The following is a 26,579-nucleotide window of genomic DNA, read 5'->3' on the forward strand; positions in this document are numbered from 1 at the left end:
CTAAAGGACGACCTGAAGAAGTTTTTAAACGGTGAATTTCTCCTTTCATGTACCACTGTTTCCACCTATATATTGTTCCTCTACTTGGGATATTAAATTCTTCTCGAAGGGAGGAACCTGATTCTCCTGCTAATAATCTCTCAACGATTTGAATTTTTAATTTCTCCGGATAATAATTATGTTTTGCCATTAGAAAAACACCTCCAAATTTATTTTACTAAATTTGAGGTGCTCTTTTTTAATTGTATCTAATTATAGTGTCAGTTCCATTAGATTGAGCGTTTTTTTAGTCTGGTCTTTTGATATCCATGATTTTATTGATATGGCTATAACTATTTCCTGCTAAGCGTGAGATTGGATCAAACGCTATAGGATCGACGTATTCTTTTTTAGCATCAAATAATTCTTTACTGAAATAATAGTTTAGAACTTCTAAAATAAATAAATCACTAATAGTAGTTTGTTCATGATCTTTTATTTCAATATGTTGATGTAACTTTACTTCGTAACGGATAGGGGATTCTTTAATGGCAGGAACATCAATTGATTGACTATCCACAAGTGTAATATCCAGACCTTCCAACTCGCTTTTTTCACTTGGAAGTGTGGCTGCTGTTTGATTCATTAATTTTAATACTGAGTCATTTACCAAGTGAATTACCCCTTCATGTTGAGAGAGTAAATTTTTAGCAGTATCTTTCATTTCATGATCTTTGCGGTTGATCGACAAACTGATCAAGGGTAAATCTTTGGCTACGACATTGAAATAACTGAATGGCGCGGCATTGACTAGTTTATTTTGCTTATTCATTGTCGTGATCCACGCAATCGGTCTAGGAATAACACTACCGGTCAAAAATTTATAGTTTTGTTTTGCTGTTAATTTATCAGCAGAATAGAAATACATCATATTTCTCCTTAATTGCGTTTTTTATTTGCATCAGAGGTATCGAATGGACGCACATATTCTTCAATTTCTTGTCTTTTTGCTTGCAAATGCGGAGGTAATGATAAAATTTCCCCGGCATGTTCATATGTCTCGTCTTCTAAAAATCCCGGTCCATCTGTAGCCAATTCAAATAGAACGTTGGGTGCAGCTAAGAAATATTCTGATTGGAAATAAAAACGGTCTACAAAGCCAGAATTTGGAAATTCTAAAGCATTAATTTTTTCAATCCATTCTCGTAAGACTTCTTCGTTAGCAACCCGTAATGCTAGATGATGAATATTTCCATAACCTTCTTGAGCAGGGAACATTGTTGGTTGATCATCAACTAGGATAGTGGCACCATTACCACCTTCAGCGACTTCAAATTGATGAAGTGAATCCTCATTCGCTGTTTCTTTAAAACCTAAAAGATTTTCTAAGACTAATTTTAAGTGTTCAAATTTTGCAATAGTAACGATCGTCGGTCCTAAACCAAAGATAGCATGTTCTGCAGGAACATTTGAATTTTTCCAAGGCGTTCCACCTGCTACGCCTTGATTTTTTTCATCAGAAACTAATTGGAATAGTTGATCATCATAATCATGAAATTCCAAATATTTTTTTCCGAAACGCTCCTTGATTTTACCATGGGAAATATTTAAATCTGTGAACCGTTGTTGCCAATATTCAAGGGACTTATCAGTTGGAACTCTAAAGCCTGTTCTGGAGATACTATTGGCTCCTTTTGTTCCTTTGGGATTATTTGGAAAATCAAAAAAAGTCATATCTGTACCGGGTGCACCCGTATCATCTGTAAAATATAAGTGATATGTTTCGATATCATCCTGATTAACGGTCTTTTTAATCATGCGTAGGCCTAGGATATCAGTAAAGAAGCGATAATTTTTTTCAGCACTAGAAGTCATAGCCGTAACATGGTGTAAACCAAGGATTTGTGTATTCATTATAAATTCCCCCAATAAATATTCTTACTAAAAGTAAGTATATTTGAAATTTGATTATTTAGCAATGATATCGTCTTATTGAAAAATGATCTAAAAGTAAGTAGGATGGAATCAGGAGGGATAAAATGAAAAAACTTGTTTTCTTTGATTTAGATGGAACATTAACTGATTCAAGTGAAGGAATCCTAGAAAGTTTAAAATATATGATGAATAAGTTATCTTTACGAATCCCTAATGAGACTATCTTAGCTAGTTTTATCGGTCCACCACTAAGAGACTCATTATTGACTGTTTATGGACTAGAAAATGAAGAAGCAAAAATAGCTGAAACGATTTATCGTGAGTATTTTGCTGAAAAAGGAATTCATCGTTTATGCGTTTATCCAGATATTGAAAAAATGCTGAATGAATTATCTTCTGACTATCTTTTGGCTATTGCAACTTCAAAACCGGAGATTTATGCTAAACAAATAGTAGCGGAAATTGGCTTAACTGAGTATTTTTTCGATATATTTGGAGCAGATTTAGATGGACAACGAGCCAAAAAGGTAGATGTGATTGCTTATGCATTAAATAAACTTGATACACAGGAAGCAGTAATGATCGGCGATCGAAAATTTGATATTTTAGGAGCTAAAGCTAACAATTTATCAAGTATAGGTGTTCTTTATGGTTTTGGTAGTCGAGATGAGTTAGTGGATGCTCAAGCAGATATTGTTGTCGACTCAGTGAGTGAATTGACTGATGCGGTTAGAAAATTAATTAAATAAAAAAACCCTCAGTTGAGGGTTTTTTAAAGATCTTCGACTTAATACCAGCCGTTTGCTTGCCAGAAAGCTTGAGCGCCTTCCCATGAACCATAACGAGAAGTTACATATTGATCAGCAACACGTTCTTGGTTTTCTGCAGAGTAGTCACCATTTAAATATGAAGCAGATAATTGGTAACGTCCGATGTATTGACCGTTTGTAGCTGTATAAGAACCGCTAGATTCTTTTTGTGCAATCCATTCTTTTGCAGAATTTGTGCTCGTTGTTGTAGAAGTAGTTGCGGCTGTAGCTGTTGCTGTTGTAGCAGCTTGTTCAGTTTGTGCTGTTTCTTGTGTAGCAGTTGTTTGAGTTGTAGCTGCGGGAGCTGTTTGTTGTGTAGTAGCTTGTGTAGTTTGTACAGGTGCTACCGTAGTATTTCCTTTAGCATCTGTATTGATCGTTAAGTTTTCGCCTTCAAAAATCATGTTAACATTTGAGATATTGTTGTCTTTAGCAATCGAATTAACTAAGCTGTTATCACCAGCAAATTTGATTGAGATTTTTGATAATGTGTCACCAGATTTAACGGTGTAGTTTTCAGCTGCGTGTGCATCGTTTGTTCCTAATCCAAAAGCAGCACCGGCTGTAAGTAACGCTGTAAGTACAAGAGTTTTTCCAAATTTCATTATGTAAATTCCTCCAAAAGTTTTAAAATTTAAATCAGTCATTTCGACTACGAGATATACTTTACCATCGATTTACATGTCATGGGTTATAAACCAGTAACAAGACGTTACAGTGTAATGTAAGAATGTAACAAAACTACGTCAGATCAGGCCTTTTGAAATACTTAAACTCTATTATGACTTCCTTAAAAGTAAGTTATATCAAGGTTAGTAGCAGAAAATTATATAGTAAAATTAGTGAAAGCGATTTGCATATTTGCAATGTTGCAATCTGAATGTAATATTTTTGCTAATTTTAAAGCTGAGTTAATAATAGATTCCACCATTATTTATTAAGAAAAGGTAAATAGGAGGGATCTATGTCTATATAAATAGAATAAAAAAAGCCTCCAATCCGTTCTTAGATGGGAGGCTTTTATAGAGTATCTATTAATTTACCAGCATTTTTCTCTTCTAATACAATTGAAGTTGCGACTTTACCATACTGAATTAGAATGGAAAGTAAAGTTTCCATATCCTTAACTGTTTGAACTTGTGCTTTGAGGAGATAGTTTGTTTCTCCAGTTACAGAAGATATGGCGGTGATTTCAGGTAGTTGCTCAACTATTTTTAAAAAATGTCTATTGGTAATTGTTAAGTCACTGATTTGAATATACAAGGGAATCGTATAACCTAATTTACTATAATCTATCTCAATCGAAAAAGAAGTGATGATACCATTATCGATCATTTTCTCGATTCGAGTCTTCACACTAGGTTCTGAAAGGGCGACTTCTTTGGAAAGTGCCTTTATTTTGATGCGGCTATCATTACTTAGTGCTTTGAGAATGGCTAAGTCTGTTTGATCAATCATAAAAAAGCTCCTTTCGTTTTGTAAAAAAAATAGATGATAAAACTAGTTTAATCGAAAAATCGTGGGAAAGAAACTTATTTTCGCTATATTTTAGTTGGACGTGTTTCTTCTATAATAATAGCAATCAAAGAAGTGGAGGAATTTAGCATGACGAGGATTTTTGAAAATGATATAGCGTTTGCGAAAAAATTGGATCAACAAGATGAATTACATAAATATCGTGAAGCCTTCTATCTTCAGCCAGGAGAAATCTATATGGATGGTAATTCTCTGGGTTTAGCTTCAAAGGCCGCTGTAAAAGAATTAGAAGCAATGATTGAACGTTGGAAAAAAGAGGGTGTGCGGGCATGGAATGTTCTATATCTTTATGGGGAAAAGCTTGGGGAAATGATGGCTCCGCTAATCAATGCGTTGCCTGAGGAGGTCGTGGTTACAGGAAGTACAACTTCTAATATCCATTCAGTCTTGGCGACGTTTTATCACCCTACTAAAGAACGGTATAAGATTTTAGTGGATGATTTAAACTTTCCAACAGACCGATATGCAGTAGACAGCATCGTAAGTTTGAAAGATTATCAAGTATCTGATGCTGTAAAAGTCGTGAAAAGTCCTGATGGTGAATTCATTGATGAACAAGCGATGATTGAAGCGATGACAGAAGATGTTGCACTAGTTTTATTACCTGCAGTCCTTTATCGAAGTGCCCAACTTATTGATATGAAACGTTTGGCTAAAGCGGCTCATGAACGAGGAATCATCATCGGATTTGATTTATGTCATGCTATCGGTGCAGTGGAAATAGATTTTCAAGCGATTCAACCAGATTTTGCAGTTTGGTGTACGTATAAATATTTAAATGGCGGTCTAGGATCCACTGCAGGTTTATATATAAATAAGAAACATTTTGGGAATACGCCAGGTTTGGCTGGCTGGTTTGGAAATCGGAATGCAACACAATTTCAATTGAAGCAAACATTTGAACATCAGGAAGATGCTAGCGGCTGGCAAAGTGGATCGCCGGCAATTTTTTCAATGGTAACTTTAGAAGGATCGTTGAAATTATTCGAAGAAGTTGGAATGAAAAAAATTCGAGCTGTTTCATTAGAAAAGACAGCTTACTTAATGTATTTGATCGATGAAAAATTAACATCTTACGGTTATAGCTATGGCAATAAGCGAGAAGACAGTGTACGTGGGGGTCATGTTTGTCTCCAACACCAAGAGGCTTATCGGATTGCAGCAGCACTACGAGACTTAGGAGTCATTCCTGATTTCAGAGAACCGAATGTCATTCGTTTAGCACCGATTGCGCTATATACTTCATATGAAGAAATCTATCAAGTAGTCGAAATATTGGCGGATATCATACAGCAAAACATCTATACAAAATATAGCGCTATTCGGTCAGCAGTCGTGTGAAATTAAATAAAAATAAACTCAGCCTATAAATGAGGCTGAGTTTTTGCTTTTGACAATAAAAAAAGCGATTTGATGATATAAAAATAACTCTCCCATGTTCCTTCATTTATAAGGAAGCTATGAAAGAGTTCACGTCTATTGGTTACAGCTGCTCTCAGTAAGAGAGTGAAACAATAGGATTATCAACAAAAAAATAAGCCACCTGTCGGATTTGAACCGACGACCCCCACCTTACCATGGTGGTGCTCTACCAGCTGAGCTAAGGCGGCATAGTTATTTAATACAATTTATAGAATAGCGAAGTGTCTTGTATTTGTCAACTGCTTACAAAGAAATAAGTATTCATAAATTTAAATAATGGATAAAAAAGCCGCCGCTCATTGAGCAACGACTTTCTTATAGAGTTGGTCTGAAAGACTACCGTAACCATTTTTTTGAGTCCAAACATTTGAAAGTAAGATCACGCCATTTTTTCCATCTTTTGAAAAATTAACAAAGGTCTCAAAACGCGCCTTTACGCCATGACCATAATATTTATTTTTTTGATTATAAATACCACCAGCATAAGTTTCTCCTGCATAAGGGGACCAAAGCTCTGTCCGTTCATTGGCTGTTATGTATGTTTCGTCAAAGAACGATTGGTAATAATGATACAAATCTTCTGCTGACATAAAAATATTTCCTGTTCCTAGTTCATCAGCATAAGAAGAGGTACTAGCTGGAGCATAGACCAAGCCAGCTAGCGATTGATTATATGAAAGGGCTTGTTGGCTGCTTTTAGTGGAATAAAAACCAGTTTCCTTTAGATTTAAAGCGTCGATGATATACTTTTGATAAAGTTTTTGATAACTGGTTTGATAGAGTTGTTCTAGTATACCAGCTAGCAGAACATAATTGACGGGTTGATAAGAATAATTAGTGTTAGAGGCAACTGTGGCTAAACGAACCGTTTCAGCTAATATTTTTTGAGTGTCGGTCGTATTTAACGCTTCGATTTTCTTTTCATCGATCCTTAGTCCAGAACTCATGTTTAGCATGTCTTTGATTGAAATTTGGGTACTGTTTGGAATTTCTGGATAAAAATCACTAAGTTTTTGATCATAAGATAATTTACCTGCTTTGATTGCTTGCATGATTAAATAAGCTGTTTGGTCTTTTTGGACAGAGCCGATACAGTATTGGGTGGAAATACTGTTTTTGATTTTTTTACTTTGGTTTTGCCAACCGTAGGCTTTATTCAAAATAATTTGGCCATTTTTAAATACTAATGCTGTACCACTAAAATTTTTCTCAACTAAAGTTTGTTCAATCGTTGAGGATACTTGATCTCTGGGCTTGATCGCTGTGATCAAATCAGTCGATTGACGCGTTTCATCAGCTGCCGCTGTTTCAGTTGTTTTATGAGCTTCATGGAAATAAAAAATAATAGCTCCACCAAACAGTAATAGCGTGAAACTAGTTAATAAATAGTACTTTTTATGGTGATTGGTTTTGTGATGACGGTACCGATTTTTAGACATAAAAAATTCTCCTGATTTTTTTTAAATTTAGGATTGCAACTTAAATAAAAAATTGCTATTATTATAAAGTATTCTTCCGGCATAGCTCAGTTGGTAGTAGCGCATGACTGTTAATCATGATGTCGTAGGTTCGAGTCCTACTGCCGGAGTTTGAAAGATGTGATCAATTGATCACATCTTTTTTTTACACTTAAAATGTGAATTTTTAATGAAAAAAATGGATGGATATAAGAAATTCTAAAAACAAAACAAGTTATTTTTATTTTGGCTAGATTATTCGATTTCTTATCAAATATTCAAGATACAAATCCAGGCTAAATAGATCCGAAATAGCTAAAGTTGTAAATCAATTGTCTCTTTACTCGTTTAAGCGTAGAATGTGGAACAAGGAGGCGTTTTTTTATGTCAAAAATCAAAAATGAACGAACAAAAGCTTTTCGCGAGGCTTTCGAAAAAAATTCAAAACAAGTCGCATTGCAACGAGGCGTTGTGAAAAATGGTATCCGCACCTCTGCAGAAAATATCCAAGCACAAATTGAAAATACACCGGTCTTTTCGATCGATTTAGCAACTGGAAAAGTAGCGAACCAAAAACAATCCGGCCGTTGCTGGATGTTTGCAGCATTGAATACCTTCCGTCATAAATTATTGACGTCGTTTCAATTAAAAGATTTCGAACTTTCTCAAAATTACACCTTCTTTTGGGATAAATACGAAAAAGCGAATTATTTCTATGAAAATATTTTAAATACAGCTGAACAACCAACAACGAGTCGTGAGGTTGCTTTCTTATTACAAACACCGCAACAAGATGGCGGTCAATGGGATATGATCGTTTCTTTATTTCAAAAATACGGTGTCGTACCAAAAAGTGTAATGCCTGAAAGTAGCAACAGTTCTAATTCACGTGATTTAAATAATTACTTGAATAAATTGTTGCGCAAACATGCGACACTATTACGTCAAATGGTTGCTGAAAAAGCTTCTGATGAAGAAATCCAAGCGAATCGAGAAGCCATGTTGCAAGAGGTCTATAATTTATTAGCAATTTCATTAGGCACACCGCCGGAAGTGTTTGATTTTGAATACCGCGATGATGAAAAGAACTATCATCTCGATCAAGCTTTGACACCGCAATCATTTTATGATAAATATGTGGGGGTAAATCTAGATGATTATGTGAGTATCATCAATGCTCCAACGGAAGATAAACCTTTTATGAAGTCTTATACAGTCGACATGTTAGGAAATGTTGTTGACGGCAAACCAGTGAAATATTTAAATCTTGAAATGAATGATTTCAAAGCTTTAGCAGTTAAACAATTAGAACAGGGAGAATCTGTCTGGTTTGGCTGTGATGTCGGTCAATCATCAACACGGGATAGTGGTATCATGGCATTGGATGCGTATGATATTGAAGATTTATTCGATGTTGATTTAACGATGACTAAAGCTGAACGTCTTGATTACGGCGAAAGTTTAATGACGCATGCGATGGTTTTGACGGGTGTTGATATAATCGATGATCAAGCGAAAAAATGGAAAGTCGAAAATAGTTGGGGAGAAAAAGTCGGTGAAAAAGGCTTCTTCGTCATGAGTGATGAATGGATGGACGAATACACATATCAAATCGTGGTCCGTAAAGAATTTCTTTCACCAGAACAATTAGCAGCCTTTGAAGCAGCACCAACAGTTTTAGCACCTTGGGATCCAATGGGGGCACTTGCATAATATCGAAAAGAACCTAAAACAGCCATTGTTTTAGGTTCTTTTTTCTCGACTATCCGCTGTAGTGAGAAACGCGTTTTCTGAAAGGCTGTGCTATACTTTTAAAAAAAGGAGGATGTTTGAATGTCGAAACGATTAGCAGTTCAACACGCAGAAAATATGCGTGAATTAGGTGGATATGAAACCAAGGATGGTTGCAAAGTCGCATCACGAAAATTGATACGCTCGGCTAGTATCAATCATATTGATGAAAAAGACCAAGTATATTTACAAGACTATGGAATCAAGCGAGTAGTCGATTTTCGTTCACTAGAAGAACGTGAAAGTCAGCCGGATAAAACGATCCCGACGGCGGAGAATATTTTCTTACCGATTTTTCCAATTGACGAAACAGACACCGCTTCTGCTTCACCTAAAAAAATGTTGGAACGGATGCAAGAAGGGATTCAAGCAACTCAACAAATGCTTGAAGTATATACGCATTTTGTGACCGATGCTCATGTACGAGGACAATACCGCAAATTTTTTGATTTAGTTTTAGATAATCAAGCGCCTGAACAAAGCTTGTTGTTTCATTGTACAGCCGGAAAAGATCGAACCGGATTTGGAGCGATGCTATTGCTGAGTTCACTGAATGTGCCGCAAGAAATGATTATGCAAGATTATTTAGCAACCAACCGCTATTTGAAAAAAGTAGTCCAAGAAATGTATCAAAAGGCGGAACAAGCAGGTGTTCCAGCGAATGCTTTACATGGAATCGAAGATATGATGTTGGCGAAAGAAGAGTACATGCAAACAAGTTTCGATGAAATCAAAAAGCATTATGGAACGATTGCTCAATTTATCAATGAAGGAATTGGTGTCTCTCCACAAGAGATCAAAGATTTGCAAAAAATTTATTTAGTTTAAGGAGCTGGCGAAATGAATGATTTGTTAGATTTTTTACAACTACAAACCAAAATCATCCCAATTGCCGGTGGCGATATTAATCAAACCTATCGTGTCACTGATGGTCAGCAAAATTATTTTTTAAAATATCATCCACAAGTATCTAGCGACTTTTTTACAGCCGAAGTAGATGGCTTAAACGAATTGAGCAATGCTGTGCGTGTTCCCAAAGTTTATCAACATGGCAGTTTTAAAGAGAGTGCTTTTTTACTATTAGAATGGATCGAACCTGGGGAAGGGAATCAAAAGGATCTAGCCAAGGAATTAAGTAAGATCCATCAAATCAATGCTATTAAATTTGGGTACAAGAAAAATAATTTTATGGGACTACTGCCGCAGATCAATACACGAGAAAAGAACTGGTGGGATTTCTATTTTACCCATCGTTTAGAGGTCCAGATTCGAATCGCTAATGAGCGCAATCATTGGACCGAAGAACGCGAAAGAAATTATCAGTTATTTAAAGAGTGGATTTATCAAAAATGGGGTACAATGTCAGTAGTGCCAACTTTACTGCACGGTGATTTTTGGAGCGGCAATACTTTTTTTGATAAGCAAGGGCAGCCAGTGTTTGTCGATCCAGCAGTTTCCTTTGGGCATCGGGAAATGGATCTAGCGATGTCGCAACTGTTTGGCGGGTTTCGTCAAGAATTTATCGCAAGTTATCAAGAAATTATGCCGATGCGTGAAGGGTGGCAAGATCGAATCGCGATTTATCAATTATATTATCTGCTCGTTCACCTGAATATTTTTGGTGAAAGTTATGGTGAATCAGTAGATCGGGTTTTAGCTTTAGGAGGAAAGTAATTGGGAAAGAGATATACAATTGAACATGAAGTAACTTATTATCAATGCGACATCAATCAAAATATGACCTTTCCGGCATTATTGAGTGTGGCAATCAAAGCATCTTCAGATCAAAGCGATGAGTTGAATCGTGGAACGGATTATATCAATACTTTAGGTGTTACGTGGGTGATCACGCAAACCGAAGTTACGATCAATCGTTTACCGCAAGTTGGGGAAACAATAAAAGTTACAACAAATCCAACAGAATTCAATCGTTTTTTCTGTTACCGCGATTATCTTGTTTATACTGAAGCGGGTGAAGAATTAGTAAAGATCACGATGGCCTTTGTCCTGATGGATATCGAGAATCGTAAAATGAGCAGTGTTGATGCTGAGTTGATGGCTCCATTTGAATCTTCACAAGTGAAGAAAATCAAACGTTGGCCAAAAATAGAGAAGGTTTCTGGGGAAGATCACCAATTGTATCATGTCCGTTATTATGATCTTGACAGTAACCATCATGTCAACAATGCCATGTATTTCAATTGGATGATCGATGTTTTAGGTTACGATTTTATGGCGCAACATGAGCCGACGTATGTCAATGTTAAATTTGATAAAGAAGTTTTATACGGCAACGATATCCAAAGTTTCTATGAAATTAAAGAAACCGATCAAACGATTACGCACCATGAAATTCGTTTAGGTGATCAATTAGCTTGTGAAGCAAATATTTCATGGAAGAAAAAAAGCTAAATCCTAAAAATGGATTTAGCTTTTTTTGCTGTTCAGAACTTATTCTTCTAAAAAGCGTTTTAGTTCTGTTTTTGATAAATTTGCATTTAAAGCGATCAATAATTTGATGCGTGCTTTTTGGCTATTGATCCCGTTACAAAAAATCACACCATGTTGAGCCAATTCGACACCCCCGCCATGATAATCATAAACCGGTTCAGCAATACCATTGAAACAGCGAGAAACTAAAACGATCGGTAAGCCTTTATCTAGTAAATGATAAAAAGCGGGCAATGTTTGAGGTGGCAGGTTCCCAGCACCTAATGCTTCAACGACTATCCCATCGACGGAGATTCCTTGATCTAATAAGCGGAAAAAATCACCTTGCATCCCGGCAAAAACTTTGATGATCGGAATCAAAGCAGCAAAGCTTTCAACGTCGTAACGCGTGGTTTTTGGCAATTCTTGTTTAAAGAGGATTTTTGATTTTGTGACAAGTCCGATTGGTCCTAATGTTGGGGTTCTAAACGTAGCAACATTAGTGGTATGGGTCTTGGTAACGTAGCGAGCACTGTGGACTTCATCATTCATTACGACCAATACACCTTTATCGATTGCGCTTTCAGAAGCAGCTACACGAATCGCACATTCAAAATTATATAATCCGTCACTACCTAATTCATTGATTGAGCGCATAGCACCCGTTAAAATAATGGGTAGAAGATCACCAATCGTGATATCAAGAAAATAAGCGGTTTCTTCCAACGTATCGGTTCCATGAGTGATTACGACGCTATCGATGTTTTCTTTTTTTGCTTGTTTGATTCGTTCTTTTATTTCAAACATCGTTTCCACCGTAATGTGAGGAGAGGGTAAATTTGAAAAATCCTCTACGATCAATTCAATATCAGCAGGTAAGCGTAATTCTTGGCCAGCGGCTAATAACGGATTTTTTTTGTCAGGGCGAACAGCGCCATCAGCGTCTTGGCTCATAGAGATTGTTCCGCCAGTATGTAAAATCAAGATTCGTTTCATTTGTATTGCTCCATTCATTATTAGCGCATTATAGCTAATTTTCTTCTATCTTTATTGTATACTATGAAACTAAAGGGGGCTAGCAAACTATGATTCGAATTGGATTAACTTCTTTTAATGAACATGTCAGTTTGACCGGAAAGAAAAACTCGTCTCTCTATGACTACGCAGGATACTTGCCATTAGTAGAATTGGATACCAATTATTATGCGATCGCTAATACGCATTCAGTCGAAAATTGGTTGAGTCAAGTGCCCTCAAGTTTTAAATTTGTAGTTAAGCTTTATGCTGGGTTCACCGGTCAAGCAAAATGGGAAGAAAATTATTCTTCTATCACTGCAATGAGAGACCATTTTTTAGAAGTGATGGATCCTATGATCAAAAGTAAAAAATTATTTTGCTTTTTAGCGCAATTTCCCGCACAATTTAAATGTACAAAAGCGAGCGTCGCTTATTTAGAAACGCTCGCTGAATTGTTCAATGAATTACCGGTAGCGATCGAATTACGTGATCATAGCTGGTATGCCAAAGAATTCAATGTAAAAACGCATCAGCTGATGAAAAAATTAAATTTTAGTCTTGTGATGGTGGATGAACCACAACTGCCAGATACAGTACCGTTAGACACAACGATCACGAATCAACAGTTTAGTTTATTTCGTTTTCATGGACGCAATCAAACATATTGGAATGATCGAACCGGCGACTGGCGAAAAAAACGAACACTTTATCGTTACAATCAAGCAGAATTAGAAATTTTAGCTGAGAAAATCGAAAAAGTCGCAGAAAATTCAACAGAAGTTGGTATCATATTTAATAATAATTCGGGCGGAGATGCGGCAGATAATGCACTCCAATTAAAAAAAATCCTTCAATTAAACTATGAAGGATTGAATCCGAGCCAAATTGATTTATTTTAAACGAGGGAGTTTTATGATAAAAGCTATTTTTTTTGATATCGATGGGACCTTGACGACGAATGATTCAGAAGTATTGGATAGTACACGCGCAGCCGTCAAGGCAGCTCAAGCTCAAGGGATTTTATGCGGGGTCGCTACAGGGCGTGGTCCCGTAAAAATAGAAGAACGAATCGATCATTTAGAATTGGATCTTTTTGTGATGTATAATGGCCAATTGGTGTATACCCATGATCAAGACATTTATTGTCGACCATTTACGAAGGTTAATTTAGATCAAATCGTTGATTTTGCTGATGAAGAACATCGACAAATTATTTTTGGTAGCCGTACTCGAATGGATGGTAGCCAATTGATGAAATGGTCCCAAAAAGCTTTATTAAAACAGATCGCTGGTTGGATGCCTAAATGGTTTCCAGTCAGGTCTACAAAGCGTTTGCTGCAGTCATTTAGTCCTAGACGTAAAAAAGAACGCTATCGGAAATTATCGATCTTGAAAGAACCGATTTATCAATGTGTGCTGTTCAGCGCTGAAGAAGAAACACCGCGCTTACAAGAATTATTACCGGATTGTTCTTTCCAGCGTTCCAATCCTTACTCCGTAGATATCGTTCCTAAAGATGGATCAAAATATCATGGCATCATTGAATGCATCAAGGCTTTTGATATTAAACCGGAAGAAGTGATGGTTTTTGGCGATCACTACAATGATATCGAAATGATCAAACATTTTGGTATTGGTGTGGCGATGGGCAATGGCTTGGCGGAAGTCAAAGAACAGGCTGATTATGTAACGAATACCAATGAAAAAGATGGTATTTCTCAAGCATTGAAACATTTTAAAATTATTTAATGTAGCTAAAAATAGATTGTTTTATTGAAAAGAGGGAATAGATCAATGAAAGATCCTTATCAGATGGCTCGTGAATTTCATGAGACATTTGCGCCAACACCACCAAATACACCAACGGCTTTCACCCCAGATCGAGGGAAATTTCGAGCCGGTTTTAAAGCCGAAGAAATTGTCGAATTTTTATATGCTGTAGCTGAAGGTGATGAAAAACTTTTTGCTGAATATGTTGCAGAACTGCACCAGAGTGTGGACCAAGCAAAATTAAAAGTCTTGAGTAAAGGTGAGCCGGTGGTAGATCCCTTAACTGCTGAAGTGGATGCATTGACGGATCTTTTGTATTTTACTTATGGTTCTTTTGCTTTGATCGGTGTTGACCCGCAGCCGATTTTTAAAATTGTTCATCGAGCGAATATGGGGAAATTATTTCCCGATGGCAAGCCACGTTACCATCCAATTACCAATAAGGTATTAAAGCCTGAAGACTGGGCCCAAAGATTTGCCCCCGAACCTTTGATCCAAAAAGAATTAGAACGACAAAAAGGAAACGCCGAATAAGGCGTTTCCTTTTTGATTAGTCAAAGAACGTATAGTACAGGGAGCGAACGGCAAGCCGCTCTTGCTCACTGCGAATAGCAAAGATAATACAGCGTTCATCGGCTCCTTGAGAGATCATGCGTAAGTTAACATCTTTTCGAGCGAAGGCAGCAGTACTATCTGCAGTGATTCCTGGACGTTCCCGCATCCCTTCACCAACTAAAGCCACGACAGAAAGACCATGTTCGATCGAGAGATCATCTGGTTTGATCTGTTCTTCGATTTGTTTCAATAAATTTGTTTCCGTTTCCCGCGTCAACTGATATTCGCGTAAAATAATTGAAATATCATCGATCCCAGAAGGCATATGTTCAAAACGAAGATTAAAGTCTTCTAAAATCTGCAAGATGCGACGAACGATTCCAACTTCACGGTTCAATAAATATTTAGCAATCGTGATAACACAAAAACCCGTATCGCTTGCGACACCAACAACGTCACTACGAACTTCATCGGTAAAGTTTTTCTTGATCAATGTCCCTTGGCAATCAGGATTATTGGTGTTCTTAATGATCACGGGAATCTGAGCTTTAAAGGCTGGCATCAATGCTTCATCATGAAAAACGGTAAAACCCGCATAGGTCAATTCACGAATTTCACGATACGTTGCATATTCAATCAATTTAGGCTCATGGACTAATTTGGGACTGGCAGAATAAATACCATCCACATCAGTAAAGTTTTCATATAAGTCGACATTGAGTCCAGCAGCAACGATCGAGCCGGTAATATCAGAACCGCCACGTGAGAAAGTACATAATTGGCCATCTTTGGTGTAACCAAAAAAGCCTGGAATAATCAAAATTTCTTCTGAGTCTCGCCATTGAACGATTTTTTCGTAGGATTCTTCCAAGATCAAGGCATTTTGAGGCTCATTAGTAACTAAGATCCCTAGTTCTTTGGGATTGATGTAACGGGCATTGACCCCTTGTTTTTTGAAACAGGCCGCAATCAGCTGCGCATTCAAATTTTCTCCGCTGGCTAAAAAGCGATCCAATGTGTAAGGATCTGCTTCATCATAACTAGCTTGAAGCAGTTTTAACTCTGAGGTAAAGGTATTTTCGATATCTTCATCTATGTGAAAAGCTGCAGCGATTTCGGTATATCTCGCTACGATTTCACGGATAATTTCTTCAGTCTTTTTTTTATAGGCAACGGCATGATAAAAACTAATCAATAAGTCGGTGACCTTCTTGTCTTTATTGTTTCGCTTTCCTGGAGCAGAAACGACAACGAACCGACGACTTGAGTCGCTAGTGACGATGTCTAAGACTTTTTTTACTTGTTCAGCTGAAGCAACAGAGCTTCCGCCAAATTTGATCACTTTCACTTTAATCACCTCTTATTTTAATGTGGATTTAATACTATCTGAAAAGTCCTGTAATTTCAAGAGGATTTTCGCCTTATTTTAAAAGAAAGTTTCATAAAATTACATTTTTCTTAAACCATTTGGAATTGAAGGTCAATTTAAAAAATGCTAACATGAAGAGTGGCTGTGCAAGGACTTTTCGAAGGAATTCAAAACTAGCTAGTGAAGCATAAAGGCTTTTGTGTTATAATCTACGTTAGATGTTTTTGCCAAAAAACTGATACAAGCGAACCATTAAATAAAACTGAATCTTGACAAGCGAAAGGAAAATCATACATGGGAAGTAATGCAATCATAGGGATCGTAATCGGTCTAGTTATTTTAGCGGCCGCACTATACTTGGTCGGTTATCTGATGAAGAAAAAGAATCAAGAACGCTTAAAAGAGCTAGATAGAAGGAAAGAAGCATTGTTCGATCTTCCGGTTGTAGAAGAAGTCGACGAAGTCAAAAAAATGCATCTTGTAGGCCAAAGTCAAAATACTTTCCGTGAATGGAACCAAAAATGGACAGATGTTTCAACGAAGTCTTTCGCGGAGTTAGAAAGTCAAATCTTTGAAGTTGAAAGTCAAAATGAAACTTTCCGTTTTATGCAAGGTAAATCAGCAATTGAAAGTGCTGAACGGACGATGACTGAAATGGAAGAAGAAGTAGAGGGTATCCGAGCGGGTCTAAAAGAATTACGTGAAACAGAAGAACGTAATTCATTAGCTGTTCAACAAGCATTAGATGTGTTTGAAGAATTAAAAAAAGACCTAAAGGAAAAGAAAGAAAGTTTTGGCCCAGCTTTACCTGAGATTCAGAAACAAGTTAAAAATGTCGAAATCGAATTTACGCAATTCGTTACGCTAAACACTTCTGGCGATCCGATCGAGGCACGTGAAGTATTGGATGATGCAGAGAAGCATACTTATGAAGTTCAAGCAACGATGCAGAAAGTTCCAGTCATCTATGAAGATCTTGAGAAAACATTCCCGAGTCAGATTGATGAATTAGAAAAGACCTACGATAAAATGATGACTGACCACTTTGTGTTGCCGGAAGATGATTTTGAAGAGCGCTTAGATAAAGTCAAACATCATGTAGAACGTTCATTAGAAGATTTAGAAAAAATCGAATTAAGCACAGTTGAAGCTGAAAATAAAGAAACGGCTGAATTGATCGATGATTTATATACAACATTAGAAAAAGAATTTGAAGCGAAGAAATACGTAACGACGAATCGTAAGACGATCGAGGAATACATCTCACATGCTTCTCGTAACAACCATCAATTAATGGTAGAGCTTGATCATACTTCTCAAAGTTATGCATTGAATAATAATGAGTTAGGCCGTGCTCGCGGCTTCCAGACAGAAATCGAAGAATTAGAACGCCGCAATCGTAATATGAATCCTCAAATTGATAAACATGAATTGCCTTACTCAGAAGTTCAAGTCTTTTACCGAGATGCATTCAAAGTGTTAGATGATATCGAAACGAAACAAGTTGAAATCGATGATGATCTACATGAATTGCGTAAAGGTGAAAAAGAAGCAGCTGAAAAAATTGAAAAATATGAGTTCCGTTTACGTGCATTGAAACGCTATGTCGAACAACAACGTTTGCCAGGTTTACCAGGCGACTACTTAGAATTTTTCTTTGTTGCAACAGATCGAGTGGAAGAGTTAAGTAACTCATTGAATAAGATTCGTATCAACATGCAAGACATCAATAAATTGGTTAGTCTTTGTGATGAGGACATCGAATTATTAGATCAAAAAACGTATGACTTAGTTGATGCTGCTGCATTAACAGAACAAATGATGCAATATGCTAATCGTTATCGTCATACACATCCGGAAATCAAAACAGCGATCGAAAATAGTTTAGAACTGTTTAATAAAGAATACCGTTACCAAGATGCTCTTGATGAAATCGGAACAGCTTTGGAACGAGTGGAACCAGGTGCGTTCAAACGGATCGAAGATTTTTATTTCAATAATCGTGATTTAGTTTAAGCTGAGCAGTCGCTCAGCTTTTTTTTGTAAAGAAAAAGATACGTTCCCGTTGTGATAAGTATTATTTTTCGGGAATACTTGAAGAGTTCAAGCTTTCTCGCTATAATAGGAAAGAATTTTTGAAGGAAGGTTTAAACATGATTTATTTTGATAATAGTGCAACGACAGCTATTTATCCGCTAGCACTTGATACATATTTAAAAACGAGTCAGCGTGTGATGGGAAATCCTTCAAGTCTTCATGGCTTAGGAACACAAGCGAATCGTTTGCTTCAGCAAGCTCGTAAACAGATTGCTGAGTTATTAGCGACAAAAGAAAATGAGATTTATTTTACGAGTGGTGGAACTGAAGGAGACAATTGGGTCTTAAAAGGTACAGCAATCGAAAAACGTGAATATGGAAATCATTTGATCATATCAAGTATCGAACATCCAGCTGTTAGTCGAACCGCTGAACAACTAAAAGAGTTAGGGTTTGAAGTCAGCCTAGCCCCTGTTGATAAAGCTGGATTTGTTCAAGTCGATAAATTGGCTGAATTGATACGACCAGAAACGATTTTAGTTTCGATCATGGGCGTTAACAATGAGATTGGTTCTATCCAACCAATCGAAGCCATCAGCGAGTTGCTTGAAGCTTACCCAACGATCCATTTTCATGTAGATGCTGTTCAAGCAATCGGTAAAGTCGATCAAGCAAAATGGTTAACCCCACGGGTAGATTTTGCTACATTTTCAGCACATAAGTTTCACGGACCACGCGGTGTTGGTTTTATTTACTGGAAAGCTGGCCGCAAGTTGGCACCATTATTAAATGGTGGTGGACAAGAAAGTGGGCAACGGGCAACGACAGAAAATACGCCAGCAATCGTTGCGATGAGTCGGGCATTACGTATCCATTTAGAGAAGAAAAACGAACGCCCAAATCATACTGGATTGATTCGTCACTATTTGAAAGAAGCCTTAGCCGGTTACGAAAAAGTAACAATTTTTTCTGGTGACGAGGACTTCGCACCGCATATTTTAACGTTTGGTATCAAAGGGATCCGAGGCGAAGTGTTGGTCCATGCTTTAGAAGAAAAACAAATTTTTGTCTCGACGACCAGTGCTTGTTCAAGCCGTAAAAAAGTCGACAGTTCAACCTTGCATGCGATGAAAATCCCGCATGAAATAGCAACGACGGCTATTCGGATCAGTCTAGATGAGGCTAATACAATGGCTGAGGCTGAACAATTCATGGTTGTCTTCAATCATTTGTATGACAAGTTTTCGAAAATCAATTAACCCAAAAATGAGTTCTATAATTAAGGAGAATGAACGTGCAATACACAGAAATAATGGTACGTTATGGTGAGCTATCGACCAAAGGTAAAAATCGCCGAAGCTTTATCATGCGATTAGCAAGGAATGTCCGAGGGGCTTTAGCAGAATTCCCTAACTTGAAGATCCATGCTGATCGTGATCGGATGCATATTTTATTAAATGGTGAAGATAGTCAGTTAGTATTACCCAAATTAGAAAAAGTTTTTGGGATTCAAACTTTTTCACCTAGCATCCAAGTTGAAAAAGATTTAGATGCATTAAAAGCTATGACCCAAAAAATCATGCAAGAAATCTATACTGGAACAGAAACGTTCAAAATTACTGCTAAACGAAGTGATCATGCTTTTGAATTAGACAGCCACGGATTACAACAATTTCTTGGAGACGCTGTGATCGATGTTTTACCGGGTATCAAGGCTCAAATGAAACGTCCCGATATCAATTTACGTGTAGAGATCCGTCGTGAACATGCCTATCTTTCTTATGAAACAATCAAAGGTGCTGGTGGATTACCAGTCGGTACTAGTGGTCGTGGTATGTTGATGCTTTCTGGTGGAATTGATTCGCCAGTCGCGGGTTACTTAGCGATGAAGCGTGGAGTTGAAATCGAAGCGGTCCATTTTGCTAGCCCACCGTATACAAGCGAACAAGCATTACAAAAAGCAAAAGATCTGACTGAAAAATTGACACCTTATGTTGGCGGTATTCAATTTATCGAAGTGCCTTTTACTGAGATTCAAGAAGAAATCAAACAACATAGTCCACAAGGTTATTGGATGACTTTGACCCGTCGTATGATGTTACGTTTGACAGATGCTATCCGCGAAATGCGTCAAGGATTGGTCATCGTTAATGGTGAATCACTAGGGCAAGTCGCTTCTCAAACGTTGCACAGCATGGTTGCGATCAATGAAGTAACAACGACTCCGATCATTCGTCCAGTAGTAACGATGGATAAAACAGAAATCATCGAATTAGCTGAAAAAATCGACACGTTTGAATTGGCAATCCAACCATTTGAAGATTGCTGTACTATTTTTGCGCCGCCTCAACCTAAAACCCGTCCAAAACTAGAAAAAGTTTTAGAATTGGAAGAGCGTTTAGATATTGAGGGATTGATGGCTCGCTGTTTAGCAGGTTTAAAACAAGAAGAGATTATGCCAGCTCAATCAGAAAAAGCAGAAGAATTTGCTGATTTACTATAAAGAAGTTGAGACCAAAGTAGAAATACTTTGGTTTCAACTTCTTTTTTTGTAGAAGGATTGCGAATAAAAAAAGGGCATGTTAAAATTAATTATGTGAAAAAATTAACAAAGACTGTTTTTTAATTGACTAGTCGGTCGGTTAAGCAAAATGGTAACTCACATTTTATAAATGAAAGGGGAATGACGATGGAACAACTCATTGAAAAACCAAAATTATCCAAAGCGACGACTAAGCGCTTGTCATTATATTTAAGATGTTTAAAAGGACTAGAAAAAAATGGAATAACTCGAATAAAATCTTCTGAGTTAAGTAAAATGACTCAAGTTGGTTCAGCAACGATTCGTAGAGATTTCTCTAATTTTGGAGAATTAGGACGTAGTGGTTATGGTTATAATGTAAGCGATTTAATTAAAGTGTTTAGTGACATGCTGGATACAAAGGAAGAAAAACGGATTGCTTTGATTGGCTGTGGAAATTTAGGACAAGCACTTTTGCATAATAATTTTCGGCGAAATGAAAATTTGAAAATCGTTTGTGCTTTCGATAATGATCCGACAAAGATCGGCCAAGAACTTTGTGGCTATCGAATCTATTCAATTGATGAGATGAATAAAGTCTTGAAACAAGAAAAAATCACCGTTGCGATTTCTACCGTTCCAAGTCAAAATGCCCAACAAGCCATTGACCAAGTGGTAGAGAATGGTATCACAGCAATTTTGAATTTTGCACCGGATCCATTGGTCGTACCAGAAAATGTTCATGTCCATTACATTGATTTGACCTCGGAATTACAAACATTGATTTATTTTGATGGTCAGTAGGTCTTTACAAGTTTTACTGTTCATTGTAGAATGATTCAGACGATGATCAAGAGGAGTACATGAGAACAAAAGTTTTAGAGAGAAAATGCAAGGCTGGAACATTTTCACTTTGACTCATGGAAGGTAGCTTGGGAGTTCTGTATTCTAAATGCTAGTAAGAATACACGGCACATGACCGTTAACCCATGATTGAGCGGCAGAAAAATGTTTCTGCAATTTAGGTGGTACCGCGTATTTTACGTCCTAGAACACAACTGTGTTCTAGGACTTTTTTTATGAGTATCATTCAGTTGATTTATTAGATAATCAAATTTTTTAGGAGGAATCACTATGACTGAAAATTTACCAACAAAGTTTAATCCACAAGAAGTCGAAGCTGGTCGTTATCAAAAATGGTTAGATCAAGATTTGTTCAAACCATCAGAAGATAAAAAGGCTAAACCTTATTCAATTGTTATCCCGCCACCAAATGTTACGGGGAAATTGCATTTAGGTCATGCATGGGATACGACATTACAAGATATGATCATCCGTCAAAAACGGATGCAAGGATTTGATACGTTGTGGTTGCCTGGAATGGACCATGCTGGAATTGCGACTCAAGCAAAAGTTGAAGAAAAATTACGTGAACAAGGGATTTCCCGTTATGATCTTGGACGCGAAAAATTTGTTGACCAAGTGTGGGAATGGAAAGATGAATATGCTGGACATATCCGTGAACAATGGTCAAAATTAGGCCTGTCATTAGATTATAGTCGTGAACGTTTTACATTAGATGATGGCTTATCTGATGCTGTTCGTAAAGTATTCGTTTCACTGTATGAAAAAGACCTGATTTATCGCGGTGAATATATCATCAACTGGGATCCGCAAGCTAAAACCGCTTTATCTGATATCGAAGTGATCCATAAAGATTTGGAAGGCGCATTCTATCATGTTTCATATCCTTTGGCTGATGGCAGCGGCGTTTTAGAAATCGCGACAACTCGTCCGGAAACAATGTTAGGTGATACAGCGATCGCAGTTCACCCAGAAGACGATCGTTATAAAGATTTAGTTGGTAAAATGGCGATTTTACCGTTAGTAGATAAAGAAATCCCGATTATTGCGGATAGTTATGTTGATCGTGAATTTGGAACAGGGGCCGTTAAGATCACGCCAGCTCATGACCCGAATGACTTTGAGGTCGGTAATCGTCATGACTTGCCACGGGTAAATGTGATGAATCCTGATGGCAGCATGAATGAACGTGCGGGTAAATATGCTGGAATGGATCGTTTTGAAGCGCGTAAAGCAATCGTTGCTGACTTGAAAGAAATCGGTCGTTTGATCAAAGTTGAAAAAATGGTTCACAGTGTTGGTCACTCTGAACGTACAGGAGTCGTTGTTGAACCTCGTTTGTCAACCCAATGGTTTGTTAAAATGGCACCGTTAGCTGAACAAGCGATCGAAAACCAAGGGACAGACAATGCGGTGGAATTTTTCCCACCACGTTTCAATAATACATTTATGACTTGGATGGAAAATGTTCACGACTGGGTGATCTCGCGTCAATTATGGTGGGGACATCGCATCCCAGCTTGGTACCATAAAGAAACGGGAGAAATGTATGTAGGAATGGAAGCACCAAAAGATCCTGAAAATTGGGAACAAGATCCTGATGTTCTAGATACATGGTTCAGTTCAGCTCTATGGCCATTTTCAACGATGGGTTGGCCAGATGAAAATAGTGAAGATTACAAACGCTATTTTCCAACGAGCACATTAGTAACTGGGTATGACATTATTTTCTTCTGGGTAAGCCGAATGATTTTCCAAAGTTTGGAATTCACAGATGAACGTCCATTTAAAAACGTGTTGATCCACGGATTGATCCGTGACGAACAAGGTCGGAAGATGAGTAAATCATTAGGTAACGGAATTGATCCAATGGACGTAATTGAAAAATATGGTGCCGATGCTTTACGTTGGTTCTTATCAACTGGTTCTGCACCAGGACAAGACGTTCGTTTCAGTTATGAAAAAATGGATGCTGCTTGGAATTTTATCAATAAAATTTGGAATGCTTCTCGCTTCGTGATTATGAATGTTGAAGATTTCACTGCAGAAGATATTGATTTTTCTGGTGAAAAAACAGTTGCTGATCGTTGGATCTTGACTCGCTTGAATGAAACGATTGAAAAAGTAACCAACCTATTTGATCAATTTGAATTTGGTGAAGCAGGTCGCCAATTGTATAACTTCATGTGGGATGATTTCTGTGACTGGTATATCGAAATGAGTAAAGAAATTCTTTATGGTGAAGACGAAACAGCTAAACAAACAACGAAAAGTATTTTAGTTTATGTATTAGATCAAACGTTGCGTTTATTACATCCGATCATGCCATTCGTTACTGAAGAAATCTGGGCTAAGATTCCACATATTGGTGAATCATTAGTTGTAGCTGATTATCCAGTTGTCCAACCAGAAAACAATGATGAAACAGCCGCTAAAGGAATGGAAGTTTTGAAAGAATTGATTCGTTCAGTTCGTAATATTCGAGCAGAAGTGAATACACCACTTTCAAAACCAATTACTTTATTGATCAAAACAAGTGACCCTAAAGTAGATGAATTCTTGATTGAAAATACTAGTTATATCGAACGTTTCTGTAACCCAGAGGAGTTGGTGATTGCAAGTGATATCACAGCACCTGATTTAGCGATGTCCGCGGTATTAACTGGTGCCGAAATTTATCTACCTTTAGCTGGTTTGATCAATATCGAAGAAGAAATCAAACGTTTGGAAAAAGAATTAGCAAAATGGACTGGCGAAGTGAAACGTGTTCAAGGAAAATTAGCGAATGAACGTTTTGTTGCAAATGCGCCGGAAAATGTTGTAGCAGAAGAACGTGCAAAAGAAAAAGATTATTTAGAAAAACAAGCAGCGGTTCAAGAACGAATCGAAAGCTTACGTACTATTTCTTAAAAAAACGGAGGTCGGAACAATAGGATTATTCCTTTTGTTCCGACCTTTTTTAACTGTTACTTTTTCTTTTTGACCAATTGCTTCCTTCAGCCGGACTTTCTCTTCTAAACTTTGCTATACTAGAGATAGATAAAAATGATAGAGAATCAAAGAGGTGAATCGCTTTGACGATAGAAGAGGCAATTGATTGGATTCATAGTCGAAAAAAATTTGGTTCACGACCAGGTCTTGATCGGATCCAAGCGTTATTAGCTAAAGTAGGAAATCCAGAAGATATTGTTCCCACGATCCATATTGCGGGAACTAATGGGAAAGGTTCAACCGTAGCCTACTTACGTAGTATGTTGATGGAAGCCGGTGTAACGGTCGGGAGTTTTACATCACCTTATATTGAAGAGTTCAATGAACGGATCGCTATTGATGCCAAACCAATCACAGATCAGGCATTGATTCATTATGTCAAAAAATACCAACCGATCGTAGCTGAATTAGATTTAGATCCAAAAGTCGGCGGAATCACAGAATTTGAAATTTTAACCGCGATCATGTTGGATTATTTTGCAGCAGAAAAAGTTGATGTTGCAGTAGTCGAAGTAGGTCTGGGTGGATTATTAGATTCAACGAATGTGGTCAAACCTTTGTTGACAGCTATTACGACGATTGGTTATGACCACATGGAGATCTTAGGAGACACATTGAATGAGATCGCTCAGCAAAAAGCTGGGATCATCAAAAAAAATATTCCAGTTGTAACGGGGAAAATCACTACTGGTCCATTAATTGAAATTATTGAAAAGGCTGCGTTAGAGACAGCTAAGATGTATCGTTATGGTGAAGAATACCAAGTGGATTATCTTCACCCTGATCCGACTTGGGGCGAACTCTTTAGTTTTACTGATAATGGTGGAAAACTATCACCATTGAAAGTTTCTTTATTAGGCCGTCACCAAATAGAGAACGCTGGAGTAGCGATCGAATTATTCCATCTATATTGTGAGTTGATCGGATTACCCTTTGAAGAAAAAACCGTTCAAAAAGGGTTGAGTAACGCCGTTTGGCCTGCACGAATGGAAAAAATCAGTGAAGAACCATTGATCGTTATGGATGGGGCTCATAATGGTCATGCCGTCAAACGGTTAGTGGAAAATGTTAAACGCGAATTTAGAAATTATCGAGTCAAAATTTTGTTTTCAGCGTTGGAAACAAAGGACATTGATCAAATGTTAGATTTATTATCAGACATTCCTAATTCAAAAATTTATCTAACGACATTTGAATACCCAAATGCCTTAGACTTAAGTCGTTTTGATACGGTAGATAGCCGTTTTGATGTAGTTTCCTTATGGCAGTTTGGATTAGGCGAACTATTGGAAGATATGGGACAAGAAGATTTACTGTTGATTACGGGTTCGTTGTACTTTGTATCTGAAGTACGTCAATTATTATTAAACTTAGGAGGCGCAAATGGAAAAAATTAAAGGAATTATTTTTGACATGGATGGTTTGTTGTTTGATACGGAGTCAATTTATTACGAAGCCAATCAAGTAGTCGCAGATGAATACGGTTTGCCTTTTGATAAAGAAATCTACAGCCGCTTTATTGGGGTATCTGATGAAGAAGTTTGGCAAGAATTTCATAAAATGTATGCTGACCATGGTCAAGCAACGGTTCAAGCATTTATCGATAAGAGTTGGGGGATGGCTCATGAGCAGTTTAAGTCTGGAAAGGTTGCTTTAAAACCAGGCGTTCATGAGTTGCTAGCTTATCTAGAAGCACAAAAAATTCCACGGGTAGTTGCTTCAAGTAATGTTCGCCCAGTCATTGAAGTACTCTTAGAACACGCTGGAATCAGAGATAAATTTTCGACTATCATTTCTGCTGAAGATGTGCAGTTTGCGAAACCTGATCCAGAAATTTTTAAGATCGCAGCAGAACGTTTAGCAATCCAGCCAGCAAATGGGTTGGTCTTAGAAGATTCTAAAAATGGTATCCTCGCTGCAGAGGGTGCCGGAGTTCCAGTTATTATGGTTCCCGATATTTTACCGCCTACAGAAGAATTGGAAGCCAAAACAATCAAAGTCCTGCCCTCACTTCATGAAGTAATCGATTTTTTAGAAGCATAAAGTAATCACCTTACTCCTTTGCGTATTTTACTGAAAAGTAGGCAAAGGAGTTT

The 26,579-nt window shown here is 37.4% G+C and carries 24 protein-coding genes, 2 tRNA genes and 1 other annotated feature; of the genes, 17 read left to right on the forward strand and 9 right to left on the reverse strand.

Annotation, left to right across the window (positions count from 1 at the left end; all coding sequences use genetic code 11):
- From ACKTSC_RS11680 to ACKTSC_RS11690, 3 genes are all read right to left on the reverse strand, one after another.
- Nucleotides 1-190 (reverse strand): helix-turn-helix domain-containing protein (locus ACKTSC_RS11680; protein WP_407857206.1); only part of this gene is annotated, 190 nt, incomplete at its 3' end.
- A gap of 96 nt (nt 191-286) precedes the next feature.
- Entirely contained in the window at nt 287-907 is a 621-nt protein-coding gene (locus ACKTSC_RS11685) for a flavin reductase family protein (protein WP_407857690.1), read from the reverse strand.
- Between the two features lie 11 nt (nt 908-918).
- Nucleotides 919-1,893: a ring-cleaving dioxygenase gene (locus tag ACKTSC_RS11690; RefSeq protein WP_407857691.1), complete on the reverse strand. Its 975-nt coding sequence runs from the start codon at nt 1,891-1,893 to the stop codon at nt 919-921.
- A gap of 125 nt (nt 1,894-2,018) precedes the next feature.
- On the opposite strand from ACKTSC_RS11690, the gene ACKTSC_RS11695 reads away from it, so the two are divergent.
- On the forward strand, nt 2,019-2,663 hold the full coding sequence (locus tag ACKTSC_RS11695) for an HAD-IA family hydrolase (RefSeq protein WP_407857692.1): 645 nt from the start codon (nt 2,019-2,021) through the stop codon (nt 2,661-2,663).
- Between the two features lie 38 nt (nt 2,664-2,701).
- On the opposite strand, the gene apf is transcribed toward ACKTSC_RS11695, so the two are convergent.
- Both apf and ACKTSC_RS11705 read right to left on the reverse strand, forming a co-directional pair.
- Nucleotides 2,702-3,328 carry an aggregation-promoting factor gene (gene apf / locus ACKTSC_RS11700; RefSeq protein ID WP_407857693.1) on the reverse strand — a complete coding sequence of 209 codons (627 nt, stop codon included), beginning with the start codon at nt 3,326-3,328 and terminating at the stop codon, nt 2,702-2,704.
- Nucleotides 3,329-3,743: 415 nt separating this feature from the next.
- On the reverse strand, nt 3,744-4,181 hold the full coding sequence (locus tag ACKTSC_RS11705; RefSeq protein ID WP_407857694.1) for an Lrp/AsnC family transcriptional regulator: 438 nt from the start codon (nt 4,179-4,181) through the stop codon (nt 3,744-3,746).
- A gap of 147 nt (nt 4,182-4,328) precedes the next feature.
- Here ACKTSC_RS11705 and kynU point away from each other — a divergent pair, with 147 nt between their 5' ends.
- Nucleotides 4,329-5,600 carry a kynureninase gene (kynU, locus tag ACKTSC_RS11710; protein WP_407857695.1) on the forward strand — a complete coding sequence of 424 codons (1,272 nt, stop codon included), beginning with the start codon at nt 4,329-4,331 and terminating at the stop codon, nt 5,598-5,600.
- 196 nt (nt 5,601-5,796) lie between these two features.
- On the opposite strand, the gene ACKTSC_RS11715 is transcribed toward kynU, so the two are convergent.
- Nucleotides 5,797-5,869, reverse strand: a tRNA-Thr gene (locus tag ACKTSC_RS11715).
- A 108-nt stretch (nt 5,870-5,977) separates the two neighbouring features.
- A complete protein-coding gene (locus ACKTSC_RS11720) occupies nt 5,978-7,120 on the reverse strand; it encodes a serine hydrolase domain-containing protein (RefSeq protein WP_407857696.1) in 1,143 nt (380 codons plus the stop codon).
- Nucleotides 7,121-7,195: 75 nt separating this feature from the next.
- Here ACKTSC_RS11720 and ACKTSC_RS11725 point away from each other — a divergent pair.
- The 5 genes from ACKTSC_RS11725 to ACKTSC_RS11745 all read left to right on the forward strand — a co-directional run bounded on the left by ACKTSC_RS11725 (nt 7,196) and on the right by ACKTSC_RS11745 (nt 11,341).
- Nucleotides 7,196-7,269: transfer RNA gene (locus tag ACKTSC_RS11725), tRNA-Asn, on the forward strand.
- A gap of 253 nt (nt 7,270-7,522) precedes the next feature.
- Entirely contained in the window at nt 7,523-8,851 is a 1,329-nt protein-coding gene (locus tag ACKTSC_RS11730; RefSeq protein WP_407857697.1) for a C1 family peptidase, read from the forward strand.
- Nucleotides 8,852-8,971: 120 nt separating this feature from the next.
- A complete protein-coding gene (locus ACKTSC_RS11735; protein ID WP_407857698.1) occupies nt 8,972-9,757 on the forward strand; it encodes a tyrosine-protein phosphatase in 786 nt (261 codons plus the stop codon).
- Nucleotides 9,758-9,769: 12 nt separating this feature from the next.
- Nucleotides 9,770-10,603 carry a fructosamine kinase family protein gene (locus tag ACKTSC_RS11740; RefSeq protein WP_407857699.1) on the forward strand — a complete coding sequence of 278 codons (834 nt, stop codon included), beginning with the start codon at nt 9,770-9,772 and terminating at the stop codon, nt 10,601-10,603.
- Nucleotides 10,604-11,341 carry an acyl-[acyl-carrier-protein] thioesterase gene (locus tag ACKTSC_RS11745; RefSeq protein WP_407857700.1) on the forward strand — a complete coding sequence of 246 codons (738 nt, stop codon included), beginning with the start codon at nt 10,604-10,606 and terminating at the stop codon, nt 11,339-11,341.
- 39 nt (nt 11,342-11,380) lie between these two features.
- On the opposite strand, the gene ACKTSC_RS11750 is transcribed toward ACKTSC_RS11745, so the two are convergent.
- Nucleotides 11,381-12,355: an asparaginase gene (locus ACKTSC_RS11750; RefSeq protein WP_332580832.1), complete on the reverse strand. Its 975-nt coding sequence runs from the start codon at nt 12,353-12,355 to the stop codon at nt 11,381-11,383.
- 89 nt (nt 12,356-12,444) lie between these two features.
- Here ACKTSC_RS11750 and ACKTSC_RS11755 point away from each other — a divergent pair, with 89 nt between their 5' ends.
- The 3 genes from ACKTSC_RS11755 to ACKTSC_RS11765 are packed head-to-tail and all read left to right on the forward strand — an operon-like array spanning nt 12,445 to nt 14,680.
- The gene (locus tag ACKTSC_RS11755) at nt 12,445-13,275 is read left to right on the forward strand and encodes a DUF72 domain-containing protein (protein ID WP_407857701.1); all 831 of its coding nucleotides are present in this window, start codon (nt 12,445-12,447) and stop codon (nt 13,273-13,275) included.
- Between the two features lie 13 nt (nt 13,276-13,288).
- Nucleotides 13,289-14,125: a Cof-type HAD-IIB family hydrolase gene (locus tag ACKTSC_RS11760; RefSeq protein WP_332580830.1), complete on the forward strand. Its 837-nt coding sequence runs from the start codon at nt 13,289-13,291 to the stop codon at nt 14,123-14,125.
- 45 nt (nt 14,126-14,170) lie between these two features.
- Nucleotides 14,171-14,680: a pyrophosphohydrolase domain-containing protein gene (locus ACKTSC_RS11765; RefSeq protein ID WP_407857702.1), complete on the forward strand. Its 510-nt coding sequence runs from the start codon at nt 14,171-14,173 to the stop codon at nt 14,678-14,680.
- 16 nt (nt 14,681-14,696) lie between these two features.
- On the opposite strand, the gene ACKTSC_RS11770 is transcribed toward ACKTSC_RS11765, so the two are convergent.
- Nucleotides 14,697-16,049, reverse strand: a complete 1,353-nt coding sequence (locus tag ACKTSC_RS11770; RefSeq protein ID WP_332580828.1) for an aspartate kinase — start codon at nt 16,047-16,049, stop codon at nt 14,697-14,699.
- A gap of 315 nt (nt 16,050-16,364) precedes the next feature.
- Here ACKTSC_RS11770 and ACKTSC_RS11775 point away from each other — a divergent pair, with 315 nt between their 5' ends.
- The 7 genes from ACKTSC_RS11775 to ACKTSC_RS11805 all read left to right on the forward strand — a co-directional run bounded on the left by ACKTSC_RS11775 (nt 16,365) and on the right by ACKTSC_RS11805 (nt 26,526).
- Nucleotides 16,365-18,086, forward strand: coding sequence for a septation ring formation regulator EzrA (locus ACKTSC_RS11775; protein ID WP_407857703.1), 1,722 nt, complete (start codon nt 16,365-16,367; stop codon nt 18,084-18,086).
- Nucleotides 18,087-18,223: 137 nt separating this feature from the next.
- Nucleotides 18,224-19,366 carry a cysteine desulfurase family protein gene (locus ACKTSC_RS11780; protein ID WP_407857704.1) on the forward strand — a complete coding sequence of 381 codons (1,143 nt, stop codon included), beginning with the start codon at nt 18,224-18,226 and terminating at the stop codon, nt 19,364-19,366.
- A 35-nt stretch (nt 19,367-19,401) separates the two neighbouring features.
- The gene (gene thiI / locus ACKTSC_RS11785; RefSeq protein WP_407857705.1) at nt 19,402-20,610 is read left to right on the forward strand and encodes a tRNA uracil 4-sulfurtransferase ThiI; all 1,209 of its coding nucleotides are present in this window, start codon (nt 19,402-19,404) and stop codon (nt 20,608-20,610) included.
- 186 nt (nt 20,611-20,796) lie between these two features.
- Nucleotides 20,797-21,432, forward strand: coding sequence for a redox-sensing transcriptional repressor Rex (locus ACKTSC_RS11790; protein WP_407855515.1), 636 nt, complete (start codon nt 20,797-20,799; stop codon nt 21,430-21,432).
- A gap of 33 nt (nt 21,433-21,465) precedes the next feature.
- Nucleotides 21,466-21,681 (forward strand) — a binding site (T-box leader).
- Between the two features lie 75 nt (nt 21,682-21,756).
- Nucleotides 21,757-24,402: a valine--tRNA ligase gene (locus ACKTSC_RS11795; protein WP_332580846.1), complete on the forward strand. Its 2,646-nt coding sequence runs from the start codon at nt 21,757-21,759 to the stop codon at nt 24,400-24,402.
- 158 nt (nt 24,403-24,560) lie between these two features.
- Nucleotides 24,561-25,880 carry a bifunctional folylpolyglutamate synthase/dihydrofolate synthase gene (locus tag ACKTSC_RS11800; RefSeq protein WP_407857712.1) on the forward strand — a complete coding sequence of 440 codons (1,320 nt, stop codon included), beginning with the start codon at nt 24,561-24,563 and terminating at the stop codon, nt 25,878-25,880.
- The gene (locus ACKTSC_RS11805) at nt 25,867-26,526 is read left to right on the forward strand and encodes an HAD family hydrolase (protein WP_407857706.1); all 660 of its coding nucleotides are present in this window, start codon (nt 25,867-25,869) and stop codon (nt 26,524-26,526) included. Before ACKTSC_RS11800 ends, ACKTSC_RS11805 begins: the two co-directional genes overlap by 14 nt.
- The last annotated feature ends 53 nt before the right edge of the window (nt 26,527-26,579 follow it).

Origin of the sequence: Enterococcus hailinensis, assembly GCF_045862035.1 — a bacterium.
Taxonomy (GTDB): Bacteria; Bacillota; Bacilli; order Lactobacillales; family Enterococcaceae; genus Enterococcus_A; species Enterococcus_A hailinensis.